Source organism: Bacillus sp. L_1B0_5 (assembly GCF_000836715.1).
In the GTDB taxonomy this organism is placed as follows: domain Bacteria; phylum Bacillota; class Bacilli; order Bacillales; family Bacillaceae_G; genus Bacillus_A; species Bacillus_A thuringiensis_S.
This window is the reverse complement of record NZ_JXIS01000067.1, coordinates 21,181-34,600: the sequence shown is the minus strand read 5'-3', so window position 1 is coordinate 34,600 and position 13,420 is coordinate 21,181. Positions and strand designations below refer to the sequence as shown.

Here is a 13,420-nt window from a genome sequence, read left to right as displayed (position 1 = left end):
GTTATGCGATTATACACATAACGGATTAAAATTAAACTGTAGAGCGTTCCACAAGTTCGTATGGAATTTCCAGCTTTTCTTGTTCAGAACTCTCGTCATTCACTTTTCTATGCAACATTTCAAAAGCAGTTTTCCCTATCTCCTTTAAATTTTGATCAATAGTTGTCAGTTGTAACACTTGTGAGATAGGTTGATTATCAAAGCCAATAATTGCTAAATCCTCAGGAACTTGAATGCCTAATTTTTCAACCTCTGTCATAACCCCAATCGCAACCTCATCGCCTGCTACTATTAATGCTTCAGGAAGATCCTGCATCTCTTTTAACTTATGAGCTACTTTCACACCATCTTCTAGTGTAAAACATTCTGTAAAAATCCATTCTTCATTAACCTCTTCGTCTATAGATTGCAATTGATGTTTATAAACATCAAAACGCTTTTGACTACTCGGCCCTAATTTTCTTCCCGTACAATAACCAATTTTTTTATAACCTTTCTCAATCAAATAATCCATTCCTAATTGAAAGGCCGCTGAATGATTCGTATATACACTTGAGATGTTTGAAATATCATTGTCTTCACAAGCAATTATTGCGCCGCAAGAAGCATACGGTTCTATCGTTTCCCAATCATTTGCACGTGAACAAATAATAAGACCATCCAATTGTTTTGTTTTTAACATATGTAAACTTTTCATTTCTTCTTTTTTATTATAATTCGTTTGGCAAAGTAGCACCCTGTAATTATGCGCTAACGCAATCTCCATCATTCCGCTCACCATCGCATCAAAACACGGATGATTAATATACGGTAAAATCACACCAACAATATTCGTTTTTCCTTTTGATAAATGAACAGCATTTGCGTTTTGCGAGTAATTCAATTTCTCAACTATCTCTATAACCGCTTTTCTTTTTTCTTCACTTACATATGGGTGATCATTCAACACTCTCGAAACAGTCGTAACTGAAACTCCCGCCATCTTTGCAATATCTTTAATATTAGCCATACACTCACCTCTACCTTTAACTTAATGAATCTCAGGAACATATGTCAAATCTTCTTATCATTACACCTTCATTCGTTTCTCTTACAAAAGTGTAATTTTTCTGTAAGCTAATTCGATAGTGACTTTCCGCAACATTTCATACAATTAAGTCAGAAACAGGGTAACAACTATTCGAAAAGGAGCGGATTAATATGATGAACAAAATGAAAACAAACAATTTCTTAAATACAATGGGCATGGTATTTTCCGCTCTTATTGATGCAAAAGCTGTTGCTTCTACATTAAACAAGTAAGGAGAATATATTATGAATAACATCACTTTTAACAAATTAGATTTTTTAGGACTAGCTAGTGGCTCGATTCTTCTTACTGCTTTTATTTACGCCGCTACGCTTGTATAACTTCGTGTCCCCTTTCCCCTTTATTATAAATAGTAATAGAAAAGACGACCGTCTATGCCCGGTCGTCTTTTCTTATTTTTGATTTGATTGCAAAGCTTCTTTTAACTCCTCAAACTTCTCATTTAATTGATCTGTCATCATTTTCATAGCGGTTTTTCGATCTATTTGTTCTCCAGCCTCAATTTGAATTGGATCTCCAAAAATCAATTGTGCCTTTTTCCCCTTTATTAATTCTTTTACACTTGATGGACCAACATAAGCTGCTGGTACTAACGGAACATTAGAACGCATCGCAATTGTCACAGCACCCGCTTTTAATGAAACATCTTCCGCTGATCTCGTTCCACTCGGAAAAATTCCTACTACCTTTCCTTCTTTTAATAAACGTGATGGTATTTTAAGTGTACTTGGTCCCGGATTCGCACGATCTACAGGGAATGCATTTACATTTTTAAAGAACCAATTTTTGAATTTACCTTCAAATAACTCTTTTTTTGCCATGTAATGAATTTGAGTTGGATACATCCCTGTAGCTAACATTAATACATCCATAAAACTTGTATGTGTACACGCAACAACATACGGTCCACCTTCTGGTAGCTTTTCTCTTCCTTGTACTTCTACTTTCCCAGCTGTTTTAAATATATATTTCAACAAAAATGTAATTGGTTTATACATTTGTTTCGTTCCTTTCTAAACATCCGAAGTATAATCATATTCTTATAATAATTATAACACTAAGTTTTAGGAGTTGGTAACAAAATTAAGGATGAATTGTTAAATTTCAATTCTTACAAAAGTGTAATTTTCTTGTAAGCTAATTCGATAGTTACTTCTTACTATATTTCATACAATTAAGTCAGAAACAGGGCAACAATTATTCGAAAAGGAGTGGATCAATATGATGAACAAAATGAAAACGAACAATTTCTTAAATACAATGGGCATGGTATTATCAGCTCTTTTCGATGCAAAAGCTGTTGCTTCTACATTAAACAAGTAAGGAGAATGTATTATGAATAACATTGCTTTTAACAAATTAGATTTTTTAGGATTAGCTAGCGGCTCTCTTCTTCTTACTGCTTTCATTTACGCTGCTACGCTTGTATAACTTTGTGTCCCCTTTCCCCTTTATATAGAAAAAGACGACCGTCTATGCCCGGTCGTCTTTTTAATTTTTTCTTTCTTTCAATTCTTTTAAAAGCTGTATCAGCTCAGCTTGTTGTTTTATCTTTTTACGACCATTTCGATTAATTGCCGCAAGCTCACAGGCAACTCCGACGGCGAAGAAAAACAATAAACTTTCTAACATGTGAAATCCTCCATTTGCCTATTAAACAGCTTGACGTAATTGCTCTTCTTGTAAAACTCTCTTATTTATATTTTCTTCTTTTCTCTGACAAACGTTATTGCGAATAAGCGCTGCAATAACAAGTACAGTCCCTATAATATCAAACATTGTGATTTGATACCCTTGCATCATCATAATAGCTAAAGTCGTAATTGGTACAAAATTAATAAATAAAATCCCATTAATGGATGATAAAATTTTCACACCGTAGTTCCAAGCAAGTAGCGCTACAATACCTGGCAATGTCATCATAAATAACAAATCATATTTTACAATAGAAATCGTTCCCATACTCGGAACTGAAATATATCCAAGCGACGTAATAATTACCGTTATAATTCCTGTAACAGTCGTACCGAATACACACGTCAACGTAGAATAACGTAATGTTGACCAATCACTACATGTTTGACCACCCATCGTATAAATAACCCAGCCTACAACACCAATAAATATAAATGCTAATGAGAACATATTATCTTTCAATGTTACAAAGAAACTCATGTCACCTTTTGTAATAACAAACACAGCTCCTACAAAAGCAATAACCATACTCGTTATCATATACTTCTTCGGTTTTATATGCTTATATCCCCATAAAATACAAATAGAAATCATCGGCATAAGTGCTTCCATAATGGAAGCTACCATTACACCCGACTTACCCATTAACATTTGCCCTAAAAATATGAGGACATTATATACTGTAAATGCCATCGTTCCAAAAAAGACGAGTAACTTTCCTCTTCCCTCTAAACGAAATGCCTGTTTTCCTTCTTTCATTAACAACAATACAATCAGTACGATCGCCACCGCTCCATAGCGAATAAGCGAAAAATAAAATGGATCTATGTATTCTAGCGCATGATCAGCAACTGGAAACATCGCTCCCCATGACATACTCGCAATTAAACAAGCTAAAGCCCCTATTATCATTTGACCTCTTCTCACCGCAATCCCCCGTTTCTTTCTATTTGCACAAAGAGAATTGTAAAAGAAAAAATATATCACGTAAAATGATTCAAAATGATGTTAACTATCATTTATAATGATAGTTAACATCAAGGGGGATTACAAAATGGAATTAAGAGACTTACAAATCTTTAAAAGCGTTGCCGACCAGGGTAGTGTAAGTAACGCAGCAAAGGAATTAAATTATGTACAATCAAATGTAACTGCACGTATTAAACAACTAGAAAACGAATTAAAAACCCCACTCTTTTACCGCCATAAACGAGGCATGACTTTAACAGCTGAAGGAAGAAAAATGCTCGTTTATGTTAATAAAATTTTGCAAGATGTCGACGAACTAAAACAAGTATTTTTAGATAGTGAAACACCCTCCGGTATATTAAAAATCGGTACAGTAGAAACAGTAAGTACATTACCTACCATTTTATCTTCTTACTATAAAAGCTATCCGAATGTCGATTTATCATTACAAGCGGGTCTAACAGAAGAATTGATTAGAGAAGTACTTGATCATCAATTAGATGGTGCCTTTATATCAGGTCCTATTAAACATCCACTAATCGAACAATACGATGTTAGTACAGAAAAATTAATGCTTGTAACACAAAATAAAGCTTTTCATATAGAAGAATTTACAACAACGCCTCTACTCGTTTTTAACCAAGGATGTGGATACCGTTCCAAACTAGAACGATGGCTGAAAGACGAAGGTTTGCTACCAAAAAGAATTATGGAATTCAATATATTAGAGACAATATTAAACAGCGTTGCACTCGGCCTCGGAATTACACTCGTACCACAGTCTGCTGTCCATCATCTTTCTAAAGCAGGTAAGGTACATTGTCATGCAATCCCTGAAAAATACGGCAGTATTTCAACGGTTTTCATACGCCGTAAAGATAGCTATATGACGAATTCAATGCGTAGTTTTTTAAAAACAATTGAAGAACATCATCATATCAATATGCTGTGAAAGACATTCTTACATGAATGTCTTTTTTTCTTACAAAAGTGTAAGTCTTTCGTAAGCTAATTCGATAGTTGCAAGTGGACATATTTCCTATAATTAAGACATAAGCAGGGCAACAACAATTCGAAAAGGAGCGGATACGCATGATGAACAATATGAAATCAAATAAATTTTTAAATACAATGGGCATGGTGCTATCCGCACTTGTCGATGCAAAAGCTGTTGCTTCTACATTAAACAAATAAGGAGAGATTATAATGAACAACATTACTTTCAACAAATCAGACTTTATCGGACTTGCAAGTGGAGCTACTCTTCTTACGGCTTTCATTTATACACTTGCTCAAGGTCTTGTTTAACACTTTGTTTCCCCAAACCCCTTTATATAGAAAAGGCTGCTCGTCTTATAGACAAGCAGCTTTTTAGTTTGTTTCATATATAATTTGACCTGTTTTCGTAATATCATATCCGCCAATTGCATTTAATTCATTATGAAATTCTTCCGATTGCAGAATGTCTTTCATGACTTCAATCAGCTCTTCATTTTCTTTATTCTTCAAAATTACTAAATCATACTGTTCTTTCATGATTGGAATAAAGTCCACATTTACAATTTGCGAAAACTTTTCTGAACCTACTCCTACATCAGCTTTTCCATTTGCAACTTGCGTGGCAACACCCAGATGATTCGATTCTTCCCATTCATATCCACTAATATCAGCTTTATTTAATTTTTGGATTCGTAATTGTTCATCCACTAACACTCTAATACCAGAACCCTTTTCTCGATTTACAAACTTTATAGTGGATCCGGATATGTCGGCCCATGTCTTTATTTTCTTCGGATTTCCTTTTTGGACATAAAACCCTACATTTCTGGACAATAAATTAATCATAATACATGGCTGTCCTACTAAAATGCGTTTTACATAAGGAACATTATATGTACCCGTTTCACCATCAAACAAATGCAAACTAACGATACTTCCTTCTCCTTGATACATTTTCACTAAACTTGTTAAGCTACCTTGATACGCCCTTAAAACATTAGAACTTGGCAAACGGTTTTCTATACGTTTAGCTAACATATCTAACGTTAGTTCTTGACCACTAATAATACACGTGTTCAAGATACTACTACCATCGTTTTTTACAGGAGTAACTTGTACCTTTCCTGTTTTCATTTGTTTTATATATTGATCTAAATCTGCTGCATCAATGCGCATCTGTCTACCAACTCTATAAGAAGGCAGTTCTCCTTTTTTAATTAAGTCGTATACAGTTAATTTTGATACTTTTAATCGCTTCGCTACTTCTTCCGTTGTGTAGGAATGATGATCCATAGACGATTCCTCACTTTCTTCCTTCATTGTAACAAAGAAAAGAATATTTCTCCTATATTAAAAAACAACTACATCGTTCAAATTATATTCAATTATAACTAGTTATATTTAGTTATAATTAGTTATAATTAGATGTGTCAAAACGAAAGGGGATTTTTTTATGAATAAATTTACATTACGTTCTATTGGGGCACTTATACTTTCTTTCCTTCTTATATTTAGTGCTGCTTGTACAAGTGGGGAAAAGAATACAAAGTCAGCTGCTAAAGAGGATAAAACAGTTGAACTTACTATCTCAGCTGCTGCAAGCTTACAAGATGCATTAAAAGAAATTGAAAAACAATATAAAGAAAAAGAACCAAATATTAAACTTTCTTTTAACTTCGGTGCTTCTGGAGCACTTCAACAACAAATTGAACAAGGTGCACCTGCTGATTTATTCTTCTCTGCAGCAGAAGATAAATTCCAAACCCTTGTAAAAAAAGGATTCATTAATGAAAAAGAGGGGAAAAATCTTCTTGGAAATGAACTAGTTCTAGTCATCCCTAAAGATAGCTCTCTTACAAAATTTCAAGATTTAAAAGATGAGAAAATCAAAAAAATTGCACTTGGTACACCTGAATCTGTACCTGCTGGAAAATATGCAAAGGCTTCTCTAACACACGAAAACCTTTGGAATGATGTTCAAAATAAAGTCGTATTTACAAAAGATGTTCGCCAAGTGTTAACATATGTAGAAACAGGGAATGTCGATGCTGGTATCGTATACAAAACAGATGCTCTCATTTCAGATAAAGTAAAGATTGGTGAGACAGCAGCAGCTACTTCTCATGAGCCAATCCACTATCCTTTAGGTGTTATAAAGGAATCTAAACATAAGAAAGAGGCGACTTCAGTTTATGAGTATTTGCAGTCAAAAGATGCACAATCTATCTTTAAGAAATATGGATTTACAGTCCTGTCGTAATTACTATGAGCATTGATGCTATTATATCGCCTGTCTTTCTATCTTTAAGAGTAGCTGCTTGCGCCACTATTCTCGTTACAATTTTAGGGACGATTGTCGGGCGAGTATTAGCTCGCTCCTCATGGCGATATAAAGTACTATTAGAAACCATTTTTTTATTACCAATGGTACTTCCACCAACTGTTATCGGCTTCTTTCTCATTATCATGTTTGGAAACAACAGCCCGATCGGAAAGTGGATCGAATCATTATTTCAGCAGTCTATTATGTTCACATCTACTGCTGCGATTATCGCTTCTACAGTTGTTGCATTTCCGCTTATGTACCAATCAGCAAAAACGGGATTTTCTATCGCAAATGTACAAATTGAAGAAAGTGCTCGTGACCTTGGCGCAAGTGAATATCAAGTTTTTCTGCACGTTACACTTCCGCTCGCATTTCCTGCCTTACTAAGCGGGATGATTTTGAGCTTTGTCCGCGCGCTCGGTGAGTTTGGTGCTACACTCATGTTTGCCGGGAATATTCCTGGTAAAACACAGACAATCCCAACTGCAATTTACATGGCCATTGACGCAAGTAATATGCAACTCGCCTGGACACTTGTGATTATCACTATTAGTATGTCACTCGCATTTCTCCTATGCATTCAGCTTATTAATAAAAGAATTAGTAATTCTTAAAGCAGCTTTTTTGAAGCTGCTTCTTTATTTCTTAGGAAATAAAATATACCATCGGGAAATAACTGAATTTTACCTTTTATTAAAATATACATTTTATTTGAATTCACTTTCTAAAATAGGCAATTTCCTGTTATTATATGGAGGTGTTTCAAAAAATGAAGAAATGAAAACGCATTTATATCGTAAGTTCTTCATCCTGTTTTAGCGATCGGTAATCTTCTACTCTATTAGTGGGGCATTACCGATCGTTAGAACGATATGTAATTATATTGGTATAGAAAACCGAAGGGAGTCTTGTAATGGACATTTTATTAGCGCTTCTTCCTGCAATTGCATGGGGAAACATCTTATTAGTAAGCGTAAAAATGGGCGGTGGTGCATATAGCCAAACGGTAGGTATGACAATCGGTGCTCTATTCTTCGCAACAATCATGTATGTATTTACTCAACCAGCTTTAACAATGACAGTCTTAATTGTTGGTTTTATTTCAGGTTTATTCTGGGCTTTAGGACAAGTAAACCAATTAAAAACAGTTGAAAAACTAGGTGTTTCAACTACTGTAACGATTTCTACTGGCATGCAACTTGTTGCAACTTCTATCTTTGGGGTTATCGCTTTCCGTGAGTGGACTACTACTACAACGATCATTCTGGGAACGATTGCAATCCTATTAATCGTAGTTGGTGTTGTATTCACATCATTAGATGATAAAGAAAATGCTCAGCCACCAGGACAATTGAAAAAAGGTCTTCTTACTTTAATTGTTTCTACTTTCGGCTATCTTGTATATGTAATTATTATTCGTTGGTATAATATCGACGGTTGGTCTGCTATTTTACCACAAGCAGTTGGTATGTTTGTTGGTGCGGTTGTACTGACGTCTAAACATAAACCATTTAACAAATATGCAATCCGTAATGCTTTATCTGGTTTACTATGGGGAACTGGAAACTTATTCTTACTTCTTTCATTACCACGTGTTGGAGTAGCAACAAGCTTCCCATTATCTCAAACTGGAATCGTTATCTCAACATTCGGCGCAATTGTCTTCTTAGGTGAAAAGAAAACAAAACGTCAATTGATCTTTATTGCACTAGGTAGTGTTTTAATTATCGGCGGCGCTGTATTACTTGGTATGACAAAAGCATAATCTTATATTCTATTAGTAACCCCCTGAAGCATATATGCTTCAGGGGGTTTTTTAATTCTAATTTTTTTCTAGATATAATTATTTGTATGTTCTTGCCCCTTATAATTACTCTTCCACTCTAGCAAACCAGCTACACATATAAAGAGATTAATAACAGCTAATATTAGCATGACGTATAAACCAGTAGAAATATAAATTACAACGCTAACTACATTATATAAAATCCATAAATGCCAGTTTTCTAATATTTTTCGACTTAACATAAATTGAGCCACTAGTCCCAATACAGCATTTAAAGCGTCTAAATATGGACTTGTTGACTCTAAATAACGGACTTGATAATAACCCCAACCAATCCAAGCAACTAAAATAAAACTTATATAAAAAGTCCACCCTTTCAAATCTAAACGAACTGTTGCTTTTACCTCTCCCTCCCCACTTCGTGCAATCCAATAATACCAACCATATACATTAAAGATAAATTGAAAAGCAGCTAATACTGCCATTGCATATAAACCTTGTGTAATAAAAATGTATAGAAATACCGCAACAGTAATCATGCCAAATAAAAAGTTGGATACTTTTTCTCTCGCTAATAACCAAACATTAATGATCCCCATAATTGATGCGAAAATTTCAATATAACTCGATTGAATATACAATCCAACTAATACACAAATAATACTAGAAACAAGTAAAAAAAGTGGACTTCTAACCATATTTATCTCTCCCCAGATGTGTAATAAATTCCCTATCACCAGTATAAGGAATAGCCCTTTCCTTTACCATGAATTTCCGCCTTCTCATTATCCATTCCATCTACGGTAAGTCTTTTCTTTTTACAAAATTCTCTTAAAGATGATATCGTTTTTATAACATATCTCTACTAGAAAGGAATAAAGGATATGCCTAACAAACATCGAATTTTATTTATTGGTGCTGGTCGTATGGCAGAAGCTATATTTTCCGGATTACTTAAAACAAGCAAAGAGTACATCGAAGAAATTATCATCTCTAACCGAAGCAACGTAGAAAAGTTAGAACAATTACAAAGGCGATATAATGTGTCTATTACAACGGATTGGAAGCAGCATATTACATCTGTCGATACGGTTGTTTTAGCAATGCCACCTTCTGCTCATGAAGAGTTATTAGCTGAGCTATCTCCGTTAATATCAAATCAACTTGTCGTAACAGTAGCAGCTGGCATTGGACCATCTTATTTAGAAGCTAGACTCCCAAAAGGCACGCCTGTTGCTTGGATTATGCCTAATACAGCTGCTGAAATTGGAAAGTCTATCTCCTTATATACAATGGGACAATCAGTAAACGAGATGCATCAAGAAACCCTGCAACTGCTTTTAAGAGGTATTGGTACTTCGCAACTTTGTACTGAGGAAGAAGTCCATCAGCTTACTGCAGTTACTGGAAGTGCACCAGCCTTCCTTTATTACTTTGCTGAAAGCTTAATTGAAGCAACAAAAAGTTATGGAGTCGATGAAGAAACCGCAAAACATCTTGTCATTCAAATGATTTCTGGCTCTGCTTCTATGCTCGAACAAACGCAAGATCCAGCTAACCTCCGCGAACAAGTAACAACGCCAGGTGGTTCCACAGCTGAGGGTCTCAAAACTTTATACGAATATAATTTTTCAGAGGCAATTCAAAAAGCAGTAGAAGCAACAAACAAAAAAGCTAGGGGGAAATAATATGATTTTAACAAGTTTAAAAGACTATACAACATTACATAACGGTGTAAAAATGCCTTGGTTTGGTTTAGGTGTTTTTAAAGTAGAAGATGGTTCAGAAGTAATTGATTCTGTAAAAGCAGCAATTAAAAATGGCTACCGCAGCATCGATACTGCAGCAATCTACCAAAATGAAGAGGGCGTTGGACAAGCGATTCGTGAATCCGGTGTTTCACGTGAAGAATTATTTATTACCTCAAAAGTATGGAATAGCGATCAAGGATATGAAACAACACTTCAAGCATTTGAAACTACATTAGAGAAATTAGGTCTAGAATATTTAGACTTATATTTAGTACATTGGCCTGTAAAAGGGAAATATACTGAATCATGGAAAGCATTAGAAAAACTTTATAAAGATGGCCGTGTTCGCGCTATCGGTGTGAGTAATTTCCACATTCACCACTTACAAGACGTATTTGAAATTGCTGAAATTAAGCCAATGGTCAACCAAGTGGAATACCACCCACGTTTAGCACAAGAAGAGTTACATACATTCTGTAAAGAACATAACATCCAGCTTGAAGCTTGGTCACCATTAATGCAAGGACAACTACTAGATAATCCAACGTTACAAGAAATTGCGACAAAATATAATAAATCAACTGCGCAAATTATTTTACGCTGGGATTTACAAAACGAAGTTGTAACAATCCCTAAATCAATTAAAGAACATCGCATTATTGAAAATGCAAACATCTTCGACTTTGAATTAAGTGCTGATGATATGAAAGCAATTCAAGCTTTAAATGAAGATCGTCGCGTTGGTCCAGATCCAGATAACTTTAACTTCTAAGCAAAAAACCACTGCCATATGCAGTGGTTTTTTTATTTAAGAAAACTGAAAATTTAAACTATATTTCATTCGGTTGACACTTCATTGTTCAAGGTGTAAGATTTTGAATTATCAAAGAAACACAAAAATTAATAAAATTTATTCGTTTACTCATTGTATCAAGAGAGGTGGAGGGACTGGCCCTTTGAAACCTCGGCAGCAGGTTCATTTTGAATACTGTGCCACTTCCTGCAAGCTTTATGCTTGAAAGATAGAATGAGGGACTTCGTTTATATACGGGTGCATAACTTGTACGTAAAAATCCCTCTTTCTCAATATGAAAAGAGGGATTTTTTATTTTTCATTTCCCTCATCATCATCCAAACTTAATCATTTAGGAGGAAAATCAAATGAAAAAGAAGTTTGTACCCGGTATTGCATCAGTTGTAGGAGTAAGTATTTTATTAACTGGTTGCGGTAGTTATAAAAACGAAGCAAGCGGAGCAAATGCAAAAGACGAGGCACCTAGTAAACAGGTTTTAAATTTATCTTCACCTACTGAAATACGAACAATGGATACGGCCCGTGCTACAGATACTGATTCTGGTCAAGTAATGAGAAACGTATTTGAAGGTTTGTATAATCTTGGTGAAGGTAACAAACCTGTCCCTGGCGTTGCAAAATCTCATGAAGTAAGTGGCGATAAAACGAAATACACATTCCACCTGCGAGATTCAAAATGGTCAAACGGCACTCCTGTTACAGCGAAAGATTTTGTGTTCGCTTGGCAGAGAGCCGTAGATCCAGCAACAGCCTCTGAATACGCATTTCTATTCTTTGATATTAAAAATGCAACAAAAATTAACAACAAAGAACTTCCAGCCGACCAACTTGGTGTAAAAGCAGTTGATGACCATACGTTTGAGGTAGAATTGGAACGTCCTGTTCCGTATTTTATTAGCTTAACAGCGTTCCCAACATTTCTACCAATTAACGAGGAATTCTTTAAAGCACAAGGTGATAAGTACGCTTTAGAAGATAATACAATCTTGTACAATGGAGCTTTTACACTAAGCGATTGGAAGCACGAACAAAGCTTTAAATTTAAGAAGAACCCTACCTATTGGGATAAAGATACTGTCAAACTAGAAGAAATCAATTTTAACGTCGTAAAAGAAAAATCAACAGAAGTCAATTTATTCGAGTCAAAACAATTAGACCGTATAAAACTAACATCTGACTTCGTTGATAAATATAAAAAAGATGCCAACTTTAAAGAACGTCCAAACGTAGGCGTACAATTTTTACGTATGAATCAACAAAACAAAGTACTTCAAAACGTTTCTGCACGCCAAGCAATTGATCAAACAATTGATAGAAAATCCTTTGTAAATACGTTATTAAATGATGGCTCTACACCAACATTTGGTCTCGTTCCAAAAAACTTTGCAAAAGGACCTGAAGGAAAAGACTTCCGTACTGCAAACGGCGATTTAACAAAAGTTGATACAAAATCCGCACAAAAGTTATGGGAAAAAGCTAAACAAGAGCTTGGTTCTGAAAAGATAACATTAGAATTATTAACGAGTGATGCTGACCTTGATAAGAAAACTGGTGAATTCTTAAAAGGACAACTAGAAAAGAATTTAGATGGCTTAACAGTAAATATAAAACCGCAACCGCGTAAGCAACAAGTTTCGCTTTTATTAAAAGGTGACTACGAAATCGGAATTGATGGCTGGAGCCCTGACTTTGCGGATCCAATTACATTCCTTGAGCTATTTACAACGAATAACCCTTATAACTTAGATCATTACTCTAGTAAGGAATTCGATGAAACAATAGCAAAAGTGAAAACAACTTTAGCTGGTGATGAAAAAGCTCGCTGGGAAGCATTACTAGAATCCGAGAAAATATTATTTAAAGACTCTGTTATCGCTCCTCTTTACCAAAAAGGCGAATCTTATTTAGAACGTTCTTATGTGAAAGGAATTGTACAAGTAGACTTTGCAGGTCAATTAAACTTCAAGTGGGCAAAAATTGAAAAATAAAG

The 13,420-nt window shown here is 34.9% G+C and carries 16 protein-coding genes and 1 riboswitch; of the genes, 10 read left to right on the top strand and 6 right to left on the bottom strand.

Annotation, left to right across the window (positions count from 1 at the left end):
* Positions 1-31: 31 nt before the first annotated feature.
* On the bottom strand, positions 32-1,009 hold the full coding sequence (locus RT27_RS21000; RefSeq protein ID WP_043937316.1) for a LacI family DNA-binding transcriptional regulator: 978 nt from the start codon (positions 1,007-1,009) through the stop codon (positions 32-34).
* Positions 1,010-1,314: 305 nt separating this feature from the next.
* Between RT27_RS21000 and RT27_RS33865 the strand changes: the two genes are divergently transcribed.
* Positions 1,315-1,410: a DUF3948 family protein gene (locus RT27_RS33865; protein WP_001059999.1), complete on the top strand. Its 96-nt coding sequence runs from the start codon at positions 1,315-1,317 to the stop codon at positions 1,408-1,410.
* Between the two features lie 72 nt (positions 1,411-1,482).
* Here RT27_RS33865 and RT27_RS20995 read toward each other — a convergent pair whose 3' ends face one another.
* Complete coding sequence (locus tag RT27_RS20995; protein WP_000277778.1) at positions 1,483-2,088, bottom strand: lysophospholipid acyltransferase family protein; 606 nt, start codon at positions 2,086-2,088, stop codon at positions 1,483-1,485.
* 337 nt (positions 2,089-2,425) lie between these two features.
* Here RT27_RS20995 and RT27_RS34865 point away from each other — a divergent pair, with 337 nt between their 5' ends.
* Positions 2,426-2,521: a DUF3948 family protein gene (locus tag RT27_RS34865; RefSeq protein ID WP_001059387.1), complete on the top strand. Its 96-nt coding sequence runs from the start codon at positions 2,426-2,428 to the stop codon at positions 2,519-2,521.
* Between the two features lie 60 nt (positions 2,522-2,581).
* Here the strand turns inward: RT27_RS34865 and RT27_RS32470 are convergent, their stop codons facing one another.
* A complete protein-coding gene (locus tag RT27_RS32470; RefSeq protein WP_000894065.1) occupies positions 2,582-2,722 on the bottom strand; it encodes a YrzO family protein in 141 nt (46 codons plus the stop codon).
* Between the two features lie 21 nt (positions 2,723-2,743).
* Positions 2,744-3,712: a DMT family transporter gene (locus RT27_RS20990; RefSeq protein ID WP_016083974.1), complete on the bottom strand. Its 969-nt coding sequence runs from the start codon at positions 3,710-3,712 to the stop codon at positions 2,744-2,746.
* Between the two features lie 127 nt (positions 3,713-3,839).
* Between RT27_RS20990 and RT27_RS20985 the strand changes: the two genes are divergently transcribed.
* On the top strand, positions 3,840-4,706 hold the full coding sequence (locus RT27_RS20985) for a LysR family transcriptional regulator (RefSeq protein ID WP_000423024.1): 867 nt from the start codon (positions 3,840-3,842) through the stop codon (positions 4,704-4,706).
* A 254-nt stretch (positions 4,707-4,960) separates the two neighbouring features.
* Positions 4,961-5,062: a DUF3948 family protein gene (locus RT27_RS33850; protein WP_001060018.1), complete on the top strand. Its 102-nt coding sequence runs from the start codon at positions 4,961-4,963 to the stop codon at positions 5,060-5,062.
* 63 nt (positions 5,063-5,125) lie between these two features.
* Here RT27_RS33850 and RT27_RS20980 read toward each other — a convergent pair whose 3' ends face one another.
* Positions 5,126-6,046, bottom strand: a complete 921-nt coding sequence (locus tag RT27_RS20980) for a substrate-binding domain-containing protein (protein WP_016083977.1) — start codon at positions 6,044-6,046, stop codon at positions 5,126-5,128.
* 160 nt (positions 6,047-6,206) lie between these two features.
* On the opposite strand from RT27_RS20980, the gene modA reads away from it, so the two are divergent.
* From modA to RT27_RS20965, 3 genes are all read left to right on the top strand, one after another.
* A complete protein-coding gene (gene modA, locus RT27_RS20975; RefSeq protein ID WP_029441446.1) occupies positions 6,207-7,013 on the top strand; it encodes a molybdate ABC transporter substrate-binding protein in 807 nt (268 codons plus the stop codon).
* A 5-nt stretch (positions 7,014-7,018) separates the two neighbouring features.
* Positions 7,019-7,693: a molybdate ABC transporter permease subunit gene (modB, locus tag RT27_RS20970; RefSeq protein WP_029441445.1), complete on the top strand. Its 675-nt coding sequence runs from the start codon at positions 7,019-7,021 to the stop codon at positions 7,691-7,693.
* A 299-nt stretch (positions 7,694-7,992) separates the two neighbouring features.
* Positions 7,993-8,844: a GRP family sugar transporter gene (locus RT27_RS20965; protein WP_000353546.1), complete on the top strand. Its 852-nt coding sequence runs from the start codon at positions 7,993-7,995 to the stop codon at positions 8,842-8,844.
* Between the two features lie 68 nt (positions 8,845-8,912).
* Here the strand turns inward: RT27_RS20965 and pnuC are convergent, their stop codons facing one another.
* Positions 8,913-9,563: a nicotinamide riboside transporter PnuC gene (gene pnuC, locus RT27_RS20960; RefSeq protein WP_016083980.1), complete on the bottom strand. Its 651-nt coding sequence runs from the start codon at positions 9,561-9,563 to the stop codon at positions 8,913-8,915.
* A 186-nt stretch (positions 9,564-9,749) separates the two neighbouring features.
* Here pnuC and proC point away from each other — a divergent pair, with 186 nt between their 5' ends.
* From proC to RT27_RS20945, 3 genes are all read left to right on the top strand, one after another.
* A complete protein-coding gene (gene proC, locus RT27_RS20955) occupies positions 9,750-10,553 on the top strand; it encodes a pyrroline-5-carboxylate reductase (RefSeq protein WP_029441444.1) in 804 nt (267 codons plus the stop codon).
* Between the two features lies 1 nt (position 10,554).
* Positions 10,555-11,388 (top strand): aldo/keto reductase, encoded by an 834-nt coding sequence (locus tag RT27_RS20950; RefSeq protein ID WP_043937314.1) that lies wholly within the window; start codon positions 10,555-10,557, stop codon positions 11,386-11,388.
* Positions 11,389-11,540: 152 nt separating this feature from the next.
* Positions 11,541-11,645: riboswitch (SAM riboswitch) on the top strand.
* Positions 11,646-11,777: 132 nt separating this feature from the next.
* The gene (locus RT27_RS20945; protein WP_029441443.1) at positions 11,778-13,418 is read left to right on the top strand and encodes a peptide ABC transporter substrate-binding protein; all 1,641 of its coding nucleotides are present in this window, start codon (positions 11,778-11,780) and stop codon (positions 13,416-13,418) included.
* The last annotated feature ends 2 nt before the right edge of the window (positions 13,419-13,420 follow it).

What these genes read in the sequence shown, in the direction of transcription:
- RT27_RS21000 (WP_043937316.1), bottom strand. Translation starts at nt 1,009, where the DNA reads ATGGCTAATATTAAAGATATTGCAAAGATGGCGGGAGTTTCAGTTACG.
- RT27_RS33865 (WP_001059999.1), top strand. Translation starts at nt 1,315, where the DNA reads ATGAATAACATCACTTTTAACAAATTAGATTTTTTAGGACTAGCTAGT.
- RT27_RS20995 (WP_000277778.1), bottom strand. Translation starts at nt 2,088, where the DNA reads ATGTATAAACCAATTACATTTTTGTTGAAATATATATTTAAAACAGCT.
- RT27_RS34865 (WP_001059387.1), top strand. Translation starts at nt 2,426, where the DNA reads ATGAATAACATTGCTTTTAACAAATTAGATTTTTTAGGATTAGCTAGC.
- RT27_RS32470 (WP_000894065.1), bottom strand. Translation starts at nt 2,722, where the DNA reads ATGTTAGAAAGTTTATTGTTTTTCTTCGCCGTCGGAGTTGCCTGTGAG.
- RT27_RS20985 (WP_000423024.1), top strand. Translation starts at nt 3,840, where the DNA reads ATGGAATTAAGAGACTTACAAATCTTTAAAAGCGTTGCCGACCAGGGT.
- RT27_RS33850 (WP_001060018.1), top strand. Translation starts at nt 4,961, where the DNA reads ATGAACAACATTACTTTCAACAAATCAGACTTTATCGGACTTGCAAGT.
- RT27_RS20980 (WP_016083977.1), bottom strand. Translation starts at nt 6,046, where the DNA reads ATGGATCATCATTCCTACACAACGGAAGAAGTAGCGAAGCGATTAAAA.
- modA (WP_029441446.1), top strand. Translation starts at nt 6,207, where the DNA reads ATGAATAAATTTACATTACGTTCTATTGGGGCACTTATACTTTCTTTC.
- modB (WP_029441445.1), top strand. Translation starts at nt 7,019, where the DNA reads ATGAGCATTGATGCTATTATATCGCCTGTCTTTCTATCTTTAAGAGTA.
- RT27_RS20965 (WP_000353546.1), top strand. Translation starts at nt 7,993, where the DNA reads ATGGACATTTTATTAGCGCTTCTTCCTGCAATTGCATGGGGAAACATC.
- pnuC (WP_016083980.1), bottom strand. Translation starts at nt 9,563, where the DNA reads ATGGTTAGAAGTCCACTTTTTTTACTTGTTTCTAGTATTATTTGTGTA.
- proC (WP_029441444.1), top strand. Translation starts at nt 9,750, where the DNA reads ATGCCTAACAAACATCGAATTTTATTTATTGGTGCTGGTCGTATGGCA.
- RT27_RS20950 (WP_043937314.1), top strand. Translation starts at nt 10,555, where the DNA reads ATGATTTTAACAAGTTTAAAAGACTATACAACATTACATAACGGTGTA.
- RT27_RS20945 (WP_029441443.1), top strand. Translation starts at nt 11,778, where the DNA reads ATGAAAAAGAAGTTTGTACCCGGTATTGCATCAGTTGTAGGAGTAAGT.